The 13,685-nt window shown below is 56.0% G+C and carries 10 protein-coding genes and 3 tRNA genes; 8 read left to right on the forward strand and 5 right to left on the reverse strand.

Going from position 1 to position 13,685, the window contains the following annotated elements; all coding sequences use genetic code 11:
- Together V9K67_RS06800 and V9K67_RS06805 are read right to left on the reverse strand one after the other, a co-directional pair.
- Positions 1-861: a DUF6263 family protein gene (locus tag V9K67_RS06800; protein WP_336721010.1), complete on the reverse strand. Its 861-nt coding sequence runs from the start codon at positions 859-861 to the stop codon at positions 1-3.
- A 72-nt stretch (positions 862-933) separates the two neighbouring features.
- Complete coding sequence (locus V9K67_RS06805) at positions 934-2,919, reverse strand: PAS domain-containing sensor histidine kinase (protein WP_336721011.1); 1,986 nt, start codon at positions 2,917-2,919, stop codon at positions 934-936.
- A gap of 221 nt (positions 2,920-3,140) precedes the next feature.
- Here V9K67_RS06805 and V9K67_RS06810 point away from each other — a divergent pair, with 221 nt between their 5' ends.
- From V9K67_RS06810 to V9K67_RS06845, 8 genes are all read left to right on the forward strand, one after another.
- Entirely contained in the window at positions 3,141-3,632 is a 492-nt protein-coding gene (locus V9K67_RS06810; RefSeq protein WP_336721012.1) for a thioredoxin family protein, read from the forward strand.
- A gap of 192 nt (positions 3,633-3,824) precedes the next feature.
- Positions 3,825-4,376 carry a DUF4136 domain-containing protein gene (locus tag V9K67_RS06815; protein ID WP_336721013.1) on the forward strand — a complete coding sequence of 184 codons (552 nt, stop codon included), beginning with the start codon at positions 3,825-3,827 and terminating at the stop codon, positions 4,374-4,376.
- A gap of 194 nt (positions 4,377-4,570) precedes the next feature.
- Positions 4,571-4,642, forward strand: a tRNA-Glu gene (locus V9K67_RS06820).
- A gap of 138 nt (positions 4,643-4,780) precedes the next feature.
- Positions 4,781-4,852: transfer RNA gene (locus tag V9K67_RS06825), tRNA-Glu, on the forward strand.
- Positions 4,853-4,990: 138 nt separating this feature from the next.
- Positions 4,991-5,062, forward strand: a tRNA-Glu gene (locus tag V9K67_RS06830).
- 158 nt (positions 5,063-5,220) lie between these two features.
- Positions 5,221-6,363, forward strand: a complete 1,143-nt coding sequence (locus tag V9K67_RS06835; protein WP_336721015.1) for an AI-2E family transporter — start codon at positions 5,221-5,223, stop codon at positions 6,361-6,363.
- Positions 6,364-6,478: 115 nt separating this feature from the next.
- Positions 6,479-7,150: a deoxyribose-phosphate aldolase gene (gene deoC, locus V9K67_RS06840; RefSeq protein ID WP_336721016.1), complete on the forward strand. Its 672-nt coding sequence runs from the start codon at positions 6,479-6,481 to the stop codon at positions 7,148-7,150.
- A gap of 33 nt (positions 7,151-7,183) precedes the next feature.
- Entirely contained in the window at positions 7,184-7,624 is a 441-nt protein-coding gene (locus V9K67_RS06845; RefSeq protein WP_336721017.1) for an SPOR domain-containing protein, read from the forward strand.
- A gap of 154 nt (positions 7,625-7,778) precedes the next feature.
- Here the strand turns inward: V9K67_RS06845 and V9K67_RS06850 are convergent, their stop codons facing one another.
- The 3 genes from V9K67_RS06850 to guaA form a co-directional block, all read right to left on the reverse strand.
- On the reverse strand, positions 7,779-10,598 hold the full coding sequence (locus tag V9K67_RS06850; RefSeq protein ID WP_336721018.1) for a PAS domain S-box protein: 2,820 nt from the start codon (positions 10,596-10,598) through the stop codon (positions 7,779-7,781).
- Positions 10,599-10,734: 136 nt separating this feature from the next.
- Entirely contained in the window at positions 10,735-11,904 is a 1,170-nt protein-coding gene (locus tag V9K67_RS06855; protein ID WP_336721020.1) for a hypothetical protein, read from the reverse strand.
- Positions 11,905-12,099: 195 nt separating this feature from the next.
- Positions 12,100-13,635, reverse strand: a complete 1,536-nt coding sequence (gene guaA / locus V9K67_RS06860) for a glutamine-hydrolyzing GMP synthase (RefSeq protein WP_336721021.1) — start codon at positions 13,633-13,635, stop codon at positions 12,100-12,102.
- Positions 13,636-13,685: the final 50 nt, after the last annotated feature.

Here is a 13,685-nt window from a genome sequence, read left to right on the forward strand (position 1 = left end):
TTACATTCCCGTCAACGTTTCCGTGGAGGTGGACTTTGTGGACATGGGGATGCTTTGACCGGCCACTTCGACGGTGCCCGTGCCTTCGAAGTTGGTCGTGCGTTGCTTCGGTAAGCCGGATTTCTTATCCACGGTAAGCTTGCCGGTCGATTTAAGCTTCATGTTCACCAACGCCTGCATGCCCATGGCTTCCTGGGTTTTCTGTACGCTGCCATCGGAAGTAAAATCGATCAGGATATCGGTGGCGGTAATGTCGGAAACGGTGTAATGGGCCAGGGAGGCGCCCATATTGGCCACTTGAATAGAGTCGGTCCAGGTGCTGCCCTTTTTGATGCTTTGGGTCGGTAACACCTTGAAAATGCTGGCGGTGCCGGCTTTAGGCCCCTCGATACCCTGCATCATCTGGGCAAGGGGATTCTCTTCATCCTCTTCTGCTGCATTTGCGGCTGCGCCCTCCTCCGTTTTTACCGAAAGGATGCGGCCGGTGGCGTCCACGTCCAGGGTATACTTTTTCATGCCCTTCTGGAGCTGCTTGCCCGTGGAGCTGTTGCGGTCCGATTCCTTGTCGGAGTCGAACGACTGCTTTTGTCCCATTCCTTCCGCGGTAAACTGGAGCCTCTTGATTTTCGATTCCATGGTGGCTACCTCATTTTTTACGTCGGTCACATCATACGCCTGTACCACCGTATTCTCCATGTTCATCTCCAAGGGCATACCCATCATTTCCTGGGTGATCACCGATTTGGATTGGATGGTCCATTCCAGCTTTTTCCCCTTGGGAAAGCTGATCTTATTCTCCGTCTTTTGGGCGGAGCTGTTCAGGGTCAGCATCACCAGCGCCGGTAACAGTATTCTTCTCATAATATTATTGAAGGTTTGAACGTCAAATATAACCGCCCGGCAGGGCTTTTCATTGATTCCTTCCAAAATCCATTAATTCCCTTCTTCGCCGGCGGGCAGCAGCACGTGGAATTCGGCGCCCTTTCCTTCCTCCGAGCGGGCAAAGATCTCGCCGTGGTGGCCGGCCACGATCTTTTTGCAGATGGCCAGGCCGATACCGGTGCCTTCGTAGGAGGAGCGGGCGTTGAGGCGCTGGAAGATGGTAAAGACCTGCTCGGCATACTGCTGGTCGAAGCCGATGCCGTTGTCTTTAAAAATGAGTTCGTAATAGGTCTTTTTGGCGTCCAGGTGCGGGAAGGCGGAGAGGGAGCCGGGCGGCCGCTCGTGGCAGCGGATGGTAATATGGGGCGGCTCGTCCTCGCGGGAGAATTTCAGGGAATTATTAATGAGGTTGTAAAACAATTGGCCGATCTGGAGGGGAATGATGTTCAGTTGGGGCAGGGGGTCATATTCGATCGTAGCCTTTTTCTGGGCGATCACCAGCTCGAGGTCTTCAAGGGTATTTTTCAACAGCATATTCAGGTCGGTTGGCTCGAAGGCATCTTCATCCGCCCGGCTGACGCGGGAAAAGTTCAGCAGGTCCCGGATGAGGGTGTTCATCCGGTCCGAGGCGTTCAGGATCTTGTCCATGAACACCCGCGACCGTTCGGCGCTGCCCCCTTCCTGTTCGCGGTCCAGCATGTTGATGAAGGTGCGGATTTTGCGCAGCGGCTCCTGCAGGTCGTGGCTGGCCACATAAGCAAACTGTTCCAGCTCGGAATTGGAATGCTCCAGGGATTTGTTGGCTTCCTGCAGCTCGGTGGTGCGGTCGGCCACCTTTTGTTCCAGCAAGGCTTCCTGGGTTTTCTGGTCGTGGATATCGGTGGTGGAGCCGTACCATTTGATGATAGTGCCTTCTTCGTTGCGCAGGGGGATGGCCCGGACCAGGTGCCAGCGGTAGGTGCCATCTCGGCTCAGCAGGCGGATCTCGTTTTCGTAGGGGCAGCCTTCCTCCAGCGAGCGCTGCCAGGTGTGAAGGGTCCGGTCCACGTCCCCGGCATGCAGCCAGTGGAGCCAGCCGAAGCCTTTGCTGTGTTCGAAGTCGCTACCCGAAAAGGTATACCATTGCTGGTTGAAGAAGTCGAGGCTGCCGTCGGGCTGGGCCGACCAGAGGATCTGGGGCATCAGGTCGGTCACGAACCGGAATTCGGTCAGCAGGTCCTGGAGTTCCCTGTTTTTCTGTTGCAGGCTTTCCTCGGCCTGCTTGCGTTCGGTGATATCGCGGAAATACCAGGCATAGCCGTAATAGGTGCCGTCGGCGCCCACTACCGGCCGGGCCCGCCGTTCCAGTATTTTGCCGTCCTTGAACAGCAGCTCGTCCTCCTGCATTTCGCAGGGATGGGCGTAGAGGTATTGCACGCGGGCGGTGGCCTTCTCCGGGTCCACCAGCTGGCTCATGGCCAGGGAAAGGGCGGCAAAGTCGTCGCCGGCGGCCAGGATGCCGGCCGGCAGGTTCCACAGTTCGGCAAAGCGGTGATTGGAAAACAGGATCCTGTTGCGGCCGTCCGTGATGAGGATGCCGTCGGCGGAGGCTTCCTGCTGGGCCTCCAGCAGGGCGGTTTTATACTGCTGGGCGGCAATGGCTTTTTTTTCTTCGGTGATTTCCATGATGGTGCCGATAAAGCGGCACACCTGCCCGGCTTCGTTTAGATAGGCTCTGCCGACGGCCCGGATCCAGCGCAGTTGCTGGTCTTCCTGGCCGATCACGCGGTATTCGACCTGGTAGTCGCCCGTGTTGGAAGGATTGAGGGCGCGCTGGACCATCCATTCGGTTTTGGCGCGGTCATCGGGATGGAGGCCGGCGCGGAAGGTATCCAGGGTAACGGGCTGGTCGGGCGAGAGGCCCCAAAGCTCATAACATTTTTTCGACCACACCAGCTCACCGCTCTGGGGGTCGTAGTCCCATACGCCTATATCGGAAGCTTCCAGGGCGGTACGCCACCAGTCCTGTTCTTTGTTTCTGTTTTGTGAATACAGCATACGTCAAGCAGGGTTATTCTATGCCGGAAATGAGTTTGGAAACCAGGAGAAAAACACAGTAATCGGTAAGTAAAAGTAGAGCAATTAAGTGTTTTATCCTAATGCGCCTTCCTGATGATGAAGCGTTTTTTTCTGTGGGCGCCCGGGTAGTGAACTGTCAAAAGAAGGGGTCTTTTGCCTATTGTACGGTACTTCCGTAGCTTGCAGGGAAATTGCACCGGATGAAACGGCTCCTGTTCTTTGCGCTCCTTTTTTCCCTGAAAAGTTATGCCGGCGACACTACCCGCCTGCTGTACCGGCCTTATGCCGACGCGGCCCGGGAGGTGGAGGCGCTGCTGCAGCGGGCCCGGGCCGAAAACAAGCGCCTGCTGATCCAGGTAGGCGGCAACTGGTGCCTGATGTGTTACCGCCTGAACAGCAGCCTGCAAACCGATACGGCGCTCAAATCCCTGCTCGACCGGGATTACCTGCTCTACCATCTCAATTATAGCCGGGAGAACAAGAACCTCGCCCTGCTCAACAAATGGGGCGGGCCTCAGCGGTTCGGCTTCCCCGTACTGGTAGTGCTGGAGGCAACGGGCCGCCGCCTGCATACGCAGAACTGCGCCCTGCTGCTGAAAGGCAACGGCTACGACCCCGCCAAGCTGCGCTCCTTCCTGCTGGCGTGGAAACCGCAAGAAAATGCGCAGTACGAAGTGGGAAGTACGAAGTAAAAAAGGCACATCCGGTGACATTATTGCAGGTGTTTTTCATTTAACAACTCCTTGATCCTGTTTTACTTAGAGGGGCAAAGGCCGTCGTCAACTTTCACATTCCCTTTCAAATATCCGCATGCCCTTTGACGTATAGAAAGCGAAAAACAAGGAGTATATATGAAAGGGTTAAAGCTATATGGACTACTTATAATGTCCCTGGTGCTGCTGGCCGGCTGTGCCAGCGTGGCCCATGTGGAGAAAGATGAAACGGTGAATTTCAGCCGGATCAAAACATTTTCCTGGATCAAAACCTCGGATACGAAAAGCGACAGCGGGTACCGCGTGTCGGATTTAACGGAGCGGAACATTCGTAAGGCCGTGAATGCCGAACTGGAGAAGGCCGGCTGGCGCGAAACCAAAAACCGTCCCGATGTGCTGGTAAGTTATGACCTGCTGGTGGAACGTTCGGTGCGGGAGACCGCCGACCCGGTTTATTCCGTTCCGGTCAGCCGCTATTATTTCAACCCCTACTGGGGGCGCTGGAGCCGGGTATATTATCCCTCCCGGTTCATGGGTTACGAATCCTCTTCCTATGCGGTACGCGAAGGCACCATGACCATCACGCTGATGGATGCCCAAACGGAAAAGACCATCTGGCAGGGCTGGACCACCGACGAAGTGGCCGGCCGCAACCTGACCTCCAAAGAGGTGCAGGGCAGCATTCGCAGCATCTTCAGAAAGTTTGACGTAGCGCAGCGCTAGAGGAATTAGTTAATTGGTTAATTGGTTAATTGGGATATTGGTTAATTGGGATAGTAGAAGGGCATAGTCTGAGCATACAGTTTTGTCTTTAGTGAAGGCCTCCCCGCTTTGGCGGGGGGGCTTTTTTTTAAGAATTTTCGAAAATTAGTTTGATGAGTTACATCCATCCCTATATTTGCACTCCCAAACGAAACGCCGCGTTCGTCTAAGGGTTAGGACACCACCCTTTCACGGTGGTGATACGGGTTCGAATCCCGTACGCGGTACGAATCAAAAGCCTCCTCACCGGAGGCTTTTTCGTTTTCTGCCCCGACTATTCCGGCACGGGCATAAATTTTTGCTCCTTTAGAAAAAATATTTGGCGGAATCAGATTCACGTCTATCTTTGCACTCCCAAACGAAACGCCGCGTTCGTCTAAGGGTTAGGACACCACCCTTTCACGGTGGTGATACGGGTTCGAATCCCGTACGCGGTACGAATCAAAAGCCTCCTCACCGGAGGCTTTTTCGTTTTCTGCCCCGACTATTCCGGCACGGGCATAAATTTTTGCTCCTTTAGAAAAAATATTTGGCGGAATCAGATTCACGTCTATCTTTGCACTCCCAAACGAAACGCCGCGTTCGTCTAAGGGTTAGGACACCACCCTTTCACGGTGGTGATACGGGTTCGAATCCCGTACGCGGTACGAATCAAAAGCCTCCTCACCGGGGGCTTTTTCGTTTTCTGCCCTTCCTGTTCAGCCGCGGTATGATATTTACGGTAGCTTCAGCCCCGGCCGGCGGGCATCCTTCTTTCCCTCTTGCCTGCCCGGCGGATTTTTTATATTTATCGAAAATGAACCGTATGCAAGGACTTCCTATAACCGTCAGAAGAGCTATTGAACTGCTGGGACTGTATTTTCTGGGCATGACCGTTTACCTGGCCAGGGATATCCTGACGCCGATTGTCATGGCCTTTTTTATTGCCCTGGTGCTGTTGCCGGTGTACCGGTTCTTTGTACGCCGGAAATTTCCCGAGCTGCTGGCCATCACCCTGTCGTTGCTCCTGCTGTTCGTGTTTGTCGGCGGCCTCCTGTGGTTCTTCTCGTCCCAGATCGGCAACCTGATCTCCGACTTTCCCCAGATCAAACAAAACGTCACCATTCACTTAAATTCCCTCAGCGACTGGATCGACCGGACGGCGAACTTCTCCACCGAGCGGCAGGTGCAGATGATCAATGATCAAAGCAACAAGCTTTTCAATTATGCCGGCGGGCTGCTGCAGGGCGCCGCCGCCTCGGCAACGGGCATCCTCATCTTCTTCGGCCTGCTGCCCATTTATATTTTCCTGATCCTTTATTACAAAAACCTGCTGCTGCGGTTCGTGTTCCTGTGGTTTCCGCAGGACACCCATCAGAAAGTGGAGGAAGTGATGCGGGAAACCGAGGTTATCATCAAAAGCTACCTGGTAGGCCTGCTGATCCAGATCTCCTACATTACCATTTTGGTGGGCGGCATCCTGATGATCATCGGCATCAAGCATGCCCTGCTTATCGGGGTGATCTTCGCCGTGCTGAACCTGATTCCTTATGTGGGCGCCCTCATCGGCAACGTCATTGGCGTGCTGCTGACGCTTACCTCCTCGCAGGAGCTCTGGCCCATCTTCGCCGTCCTGGGCACCATTGCCTTTGTGCAGTTCCTCGACAACAACATCCTGATGCCCCGCATCGTGGGTTCCAAGGTAAAGATCAATGCGCTCGCCACCATCGTGGGGGTCATCGCCGGCGGCGCCCTGGCCGGCATTGCGGGCATGTTCCTTTCCCTGCCGGTCATCGCAGTGCTCAAGATCGTGTTCGACCGCACCAACAACCTGCGGCAGTGGGGCGTACTTTTCGGCGACGAAAAGCCCAAGCACAGCCCCATGAACTTCCCGGTCTTCCGCAAGAAGAGCGAGGCCGTCCGCAAAGAGCTGGAAGTTCAGAATAAGATCGAGCCGCCCAAAGAATGAATAAGCAACAGGCAATAAGCAATGGACAAGAAGGTGCCGGCACGGATGGGGTTGCCCATTTGCCAATTGCTTATTGCCTATTGTTCCTTTTCTTTGTTCCCATAAATCAATCCGGATGCAGATAGCTTCTTATATAGATCATACGATTCTGAAAGCGGATACGACCCTGGCCGATATCGAGAAAGTTTGTGCGGAAGCCGTCGAGTACGGTTTTGCCTCGGTCTGCATCCCGCCCTATTTCGTACCGGAATCGGTAAAAAGGGTGACCGGCTCGGAGGTAAAGGTGGCCACGGTGATCGGCTTTCCTTTCGGCTACCACCATTATTCGGCCAAGGTGGCCGAAGCGGTACAGGCCGTAAATGAAGGGGCCGATGAACTGGATGTGGTCATGAACATCGCCGCCTTTAAGAACGGTGATTTTGACCTGCTGGAAAAAGAGATCACCGGCATTGCAGGCGCCGCCAAGCCGGCAGGCGTGCTGATAAAGGTGATTATCGAAAGCGGTATCCTGAACGAAGCGCAAATCATCCGCTGTTGCAACTTTTATAAAGATTTTCCCGTCGACTTTCTGAAGACCTCCACCGGCTACGCCGAAAAGGGTGCCTCCCTGGAGGCGGTGCGGTTGATGCGCCATCACCTGCCCCCGGCCATTCATGTGAAGGCCAGCGGCGGCATCCGGACCTTTGAATTTGCCAAAAGCCTGGTAGATGCCGGGGCCGGCCGCCTGGGATGCAGTGCCGGGGTGGCCATTGTCAAAGGACAAACCGCCACCGGTTTAAGCTATTAATTAAAGTACGACGCAAACAAGGGAAAGCTGATCATGAGAATTTTTTTGTTAGTAATGACCCTGCTGGCGGCGCTGAGCGCCGGTGCCCAGTCGGCCGATACGGTACGGCCTTTTTCGGTAATCGTGCACAAGGACCCCCGGATCGACCTGCTGGTACGCAAGCAGGCGAGCATCAATTCGTCCATCAAAAAGCAATACGGCCGCACGGCCCGGGGCTACCGCCTGATGGTGCTGAGCACCAACAAGCGCGATGAGGCCATCGCTGCCAAAACCCAGGTGTACACCTCCTTCCCCGAGCTAAAAGCCTACCTGGTGTACCAGTCGCCCTTCTTCCGCCTGAAGGTGGGCAACTTCCGGGGCCGCGACGAAGCCGCCCGCTACCAGAAGCAACTGAACGCCCTCTTCCCCAAAGGCGTCTTTATCATCAACGACGTCATTGAGATCAAGCCGGAAAAGACGGAAGACGAAGAGTAGGTTCCAACGTTCACAAGTTCCAGGGCTCCATAGTTCAGTTCCTGAGTTCCTAGGTTTCTAAGTTAGTAGTTCGGAGTTTTTAGTAGTTCGGAGTTTATTGTTTGAAGCAGGTCCCCGCCAAATTCCCGATTAACCAATCCCCAATTCCTCCAATCTACTTGCTGCTTCCTTCCAAAGGAATGGTCACCGTCAGCGTACACCCCTTGCCGGGGGCCGACCGGATGCGGGCGGTACCGTTCAGCAGGCTGGCGCGGTTGGCGATGTTGGACAGGCCGAGGCCTTTTTTGACCTTTTTGCGGTCGAAGCCCACGCCTTCGTCCCTGATGGTGAGCACCAGCTTGTCGGCCCTTTTCTTCAGGTCGATGAAAGTGGTTTCCGTCCGGGCGTATTTCAGGATGTTGGTCAGCTGTTCCTGCACGATGCGGTAGAGCGTCAGGTTGCGGGTATCGTCGAAGGTGGCCGGCAGGTCCTTGGCATAGGTGAAATGAATCTTTAGCTTTTCGGTGTACAGCAGTTCCTGCACCAGGGTGGTGATGGCCTCTTTCAGTCCCAGGTCGCCCAGGGTGGGAGACGACAGGGAGCGCGACAGCTTGCGGATCTCGGCGATGGAGGACATGATGAACTGGATGCTGCGGTCGAGGAACAGCTCCCGCTTGTCCTCGTCCTTGCGGGCGATCTCCAGGTACAGCTTTGTCGCCGACAGGATCTGGTTCACGTTGTCGTGCAGCTCGCGGCTGATGGCCTCGCGTTCCTTTTCCGATCCTTCCAAGGACGCTTTGTGGATGGCTTTCTGCTTGTTCACCATTTCGCGGATCAGTTGCTGTTCCATCTTCTTCTGGCCGGTAATGTCGCGCAGGGCGCCTACGATGCGTACCGGCCGGCAGCTTTCGTCGCGGACGATATAGCCGGTGGCGGAGATGTGGGCGTAGCTGCCGTCGGCCCGGAGCAGCCGGAACTGTACCTCCTTTAGCAGGGTGTTGCCGGAAAGGTGGAGGCTGTTGGCCAGCTGCAGCAGTCCCGGCACGTCGTCGGCGTGCACCTTGCTCATCCAGAAGCCGAGGGAGCCTTCCTTTTCGGTCAGCTCGTAGCCCGTCAGCCGCGACAGGCCGTCGCCCCAGACGGTCTGGCCCGTCAGCAGGTTGTGGTCCACAATGCCTTCATTGGTGGCTTTGTTGATCAGGATAAACCGTTCGTTGGACAGGCGGGTCTCTTCTTCGGCGTTCCGTTTTTCCATGATCAGCGACAGCACCGGCAGGATGTGGTCGATGGCTTTCTGTTCGGCCTTCCGCAGTTCGCGGGGATGGTCGAAGTAGAGCGACAGGGTGGCCAGCACCTGGTTGCGGTTGTTGATGATGGGAAAGGAAAACGCCGCCTGGATATTGACTTCCCGCATCAGCGCCCAATAATCTTCCCATAACAGGTCGGCAGCGATATGGGGCGAGAAAACCGAGGTTTTCAGGTGCGCCGCCGTGCCGCAACTGCCCCGGGCGTAGCCGATGGCGGTGCAGGCGGTGGCTTCGGAAAATTTTGCCGGCAGGTTGCTGGAGGCCAGGGCGTGGAGGAAGACTTCTTTTTCATCGGCCTTGCGGATGGCGATGCGGGCGTCGGGCAGCAGCTTCTGCAACCCGTGGATCAGGTATTGGGCGGTGCCGGCCAGCGTGGTGCCGGGGGTGGCGTTGTAGCTCAGCACGTCCTTTTGCAGCTGCATCACCAGTTCCCGGCGTTTGCGCGCCGTAATGTCTTTAAAGTAAATAAAGCAGACATCCGTAAACGGGTAGACCACCGCTTCCACCCAGCGGTTCCGCTCTTTGAGGAAGTGCTCGGTATGCACCTGCTGTTTTTGGCGGTAGGCGTCCAGGATGACCGAATAGGCCGGGGTATTGCGGTACATGCTGAACAGGTCGAGCATGGGCCGGCCGATGACATCGGCGGCGGCCTGTCCGAACACTTCTTCCATTTTCTGGTTCCACATGACGATGGTGCCCTCGTTGTCGAGCGCAATGAAGCCATCGGTAATGCTGTTCAGGATCTTGGTGTTCCGCTCCGCCTGTACCCGCAGCTGTTCTTCCCGCAGGCGGATGGTGTGCTCGGCCTGCCGCATTTCGGTGATGTCGCGCTGGGTGCCCCAGGTGTGGATGATGTAGCCGTTTTCGATATGGGCCATCACGTTGTTGAGAAACACCTTCGGGTTGCCGTAAATATCCTTTTCGAAGGAGAGGTAGTTCTTGAGCTGGAAGTTGTTGTCGATAAAGTCGTTGAAGAAGGCGAGGCTGGCCCCTTCGCTGCGGGGCAGGAAGAATTCGCAGTCTTTGTCCAGGATCTCTTCCTGGTTTTCAAATCCGTACATCTGGGCCATGGCGTCGTTGCATTCCGCTATATAGCAGTTGCGGTAAAAGTGCTCGATGATGGCTTCCCGCTGCATCCCCAGCTTCATGGGCTGCCGCAGGCCGAAACGCCACACGCCCCCGGAGATCTGCTGGACGAATTTTTTGTAGCGTCCTTCGCTTTCGCGCAGGCTGGCCTCCTTTTCCCGTTCCTGCCCTTCCCGCTCTACCTGGGCGGTAATATCCCGGGCCATGCCCGTTGTATACCGGTACTGGCCGGTTCCGTCGAAAAAGGGAGCAACGGAGGCGGTGTACCAGCGCCAGTCGCCTGCCTGGTGCCGCAGGCGGAAGCGGAGGTCCCGGGCAGCTTTTTTGCCCTTCAGGCATTCGCGGAAGCTGTCGGCCAGGCGGCGGATGTCGGCGGGATGGACCAGCCGGAAGATGTTTTTTCCCAGGAGCTCGTCGGACCGGTAGCCGGTTTGGCGGCAGTTGGCGTTGATGTGGGTGATGTGGTTGCCGCGGTCCAGGCCGAACACCACTTCGCCGGTAGCTTCCAGCACCGAGTAAAGGGAAGGGCCCATGCTGCCCAGGCCAGGGCCTGCGGTTTCTTTTATTTCGGAGGTTTCGGGTGTTTTCAGGCGACGGATCACGACAGTTATTTTTGGTAGACAATGCAGATGCACACAACCTCTAAAATAACAAAAGTCCACCACAAGCCGGCAGAAACCAGACGGGAAGGTCTTTTTTTCCGGGCAGCGACAGTTTCGGGCAGGTAAGCCAGGGGCTTTAATTGACCACGGTTTGGATGCCGTTGATGTATTTGACGAAATACAGGTGCTTGTTCTCGAAATAATCCAGCGTCATGTTGGCCTTATTGAGAAAAACCGGCTGGATGTCAAACTGGGTGAAGACCGTATTGCCTTTGCGGGTAAGGTTGGAGCCCAGGTCGGTTTTTGCCTCCAGCAGCAGCAGGGCGAAGCGCAGCATGGTTTCGTAGCCGCGGAACAGCATGTCGGTAGGCCGGCCGTTGACCGCCGCTTCGAACTGGTTGGTCAGGTGGTTTTTCAGGCCGCTGTACCGGCGGTAATAAAAGGGGGTGCTGTAGACGATCTCGATGTTCTTGAACTCGTTGCGGCTGAACTCCTTGATGCCGTCCCAGGTGGGCATCCCCACCAGGGTCAGGGGGTAATATTGGCTCAGGGAGGCCAGGTGCTGGGCCAGTTTCAGGCCGAAGCGTTCGTCGAGGCTGCCGGCGATACAGACCGTTTTCCGGGTACTGTCGAGCCGTGCGGCCAGGGCCGCTTCCTCGAATTCGCCCTCCAGGTCCACGAACTCCATCTTCAGGGGAGCGGCGGTAGTGGTGCCGGCAATGTCCTTCAGGTAGTCGAGGATCAGGCCTTCCTGCACCCCGTTTTTGCGGAACAGGATAATGCGGTCCTGGCTGTGGTATTTTTGGAGGTACTGGTAAATGCCTTCGCAATGGGTACGCAGGGTGGAGTTGAGCAGCACGAAATAAGGGTTGTTCACCACGCCGGCATCGTTGGGGAGGGTCGCCGACACAAAGGGGATCTGGCGGCGGTGGGCTTCCTGCGCCAGGGTCTGCACTTCGGCGGCATTGGCATTGGCAATGAACAGCTCCACGTTGTTCAGTTCGGGATTGGCCAGCCGCGTCGACAGGGGCAGGCGGTGCGAACGGGAGTCATAGACGTACACGTCCAGCGGGGCGCCTGCCTTTTTCAGCGAGTCCAGGGCCAGCTGGGCCCCCTGGTAAAATTCCAGGCCGGGGATCAGGAACTTTGGAAACGTCTTGTCGTAGCGGTAGTTGTAGCCGCTGAAAGCGGAATCAAGGTATAAGGGAACAAACAGGGCGATCTTATGCCGTACGGGCTGTTGGGACTGTGCCCACAGACCACTGGAAAGGAGCAGGAGGAAAAGAGAAAATACGAATTTCTTCATGGATGTAATTGCTAAAAGTTCACGAGTTCACCAGTTCACGAGTTCACAAGTTATTTTGATGCCGGTTTTATCTATGACGATGCAAAAGTTTATTTCGATGCTTCTTCCTTCTTTCTTACCGATGGAAAACCTCCTGCCGTAAACCGCTCATAAACTTGTGAACTTGTAAACTCGTGAACTTTGGAACTTTTCGAGTTATTCCCACTCGATGGTTGCCGGGGGCTTGCTGCTGATGTCGTACACCACGCGGTTGATGCCTTTGACCGAGTTGATGATCTCGTTGGACACCTTGGCCAGGAAGTCGTACGGCAGGTGTGCCCAGTCGGCGGTCATGCCGTCCACGCTGGTCACGGCCCGCAGGGCCACGGTAAATTCATACGTCCGTTCGTCGCCCATCACGCCCACGCTGCGTACCGGCAGCAGGATGGCGCCGGCCTGCCATACGGTTTCGTACAGGTGGTGTTCCTTCAGCAGGCGGGTATAGATTTCGTCGGCTTTCTGCAGCAGTTCTACCTTTTCCTCGGTCACCTCGCCCAGGATGCGGATGGCCAGGCCGGGGCCGGGGAAGGGGTGGCGGTTCAGCAGGGCGTCGGCGATGCCGAGCTCGCGGCCTACTCTTCTGACTTCGTCCTTGAACAGCGAGCGCAGGGGTTCGATCAGCTTCATGTGCATTTTTTCGGGCAGGCCGCCTACGTTGTGGTGCGACTTGATGGTCACCGAAGGGCCGTGCACCGACACGCTTTCGATCACGTCGGGGTAGATGGTGCCCTGTCCCAGCAGGGAAACGTCCTTAATTTCTCCGGCCTCTTCCTGGAACACGTCGATAAAGGTTTTGCCGATGGCTTTGCGCTTGTCCTCGGGGTCGGTCTTGTCTTTTAGTTTTTTGTAAAACAGCTTGCGGGCATCCACGCCTTTTACATTCAGGCCCAGTTCGCGGTAGATGGCCAGCACGCTTTCAAACTCGTCTTTGCGCAGCACGCCGTTGTCCACGAAAATGCCGTACAGGTTCTTGCCGATGGCGCGGTGAATGAGCATGGCGGCCACGGTGGAGTCCACCCCGCCGCTCAGGGCCATAATTACTTTACGGTCGCCGATCTGCTGTTTCAGGTTGTCCACGGTTTCGGTCACGAAGTGGGCCGGGGTCCAGTCCTGGGTGCAGCCGCAGATGTTGACCAGGAAGTTGCGAAGGATTTTTTTACCCTCGATGGAATGGTATACCTCGGGGTGGAACTGCAGGCCGTAGAGGGCTTTCAGGCCGCCGTTGGTGCTTTTGTATGCGGCCACGGGGATGCTGTCGGTAGTGGCCAGCACCTCGAAGCCCTGGGGCAGCTGCAGGATGGAGTCGCCATGGCTCATCCACACCTGGGAGGCGGCGGTGAGGTCCTGCAGCAGGGCTTCTTCCTGTTCGATATGCAGCACGGCGCGGCCGTATTCTCTTTTATTGCTTTTTTCCACTTTTCCGCCGAATTGCTTGGCGGTCAGCTGGGCGCCGTAGCAAACGCCCAGTACGGGGCGATCGGAGGCCAGGGCCTGCACGTCCACCTCGGGAGCGTTCTGGTCATTTACCGAAAACGGGGAGCCGGAAAGGATGATGCCTTTGACCGTCGGGTCGTATTCGATCTTTTTGGAATAGGGGATGATTTCACAATACACATTGGCTTCCCGTACCACTCGGGCAATGAGCTGGGTATATTGAGAGCCAAAATCAAGAATCAATATTTTTTCCGTCATAGGGGTGTGAAGGTAATTAAAGTTTCAGAGTTCCAAAGTTCCAGAGTTCC

The organism is Huijunlia imazamoxiresistens, assembly GCF_037132455.1.
Lineage (GTDB): Bacteria > Bacteroidota > Bacteroidia > Chitinophagales > Chitinophagaceae > Flavisolibacter > Flavisolibacter imazamoxiresistens.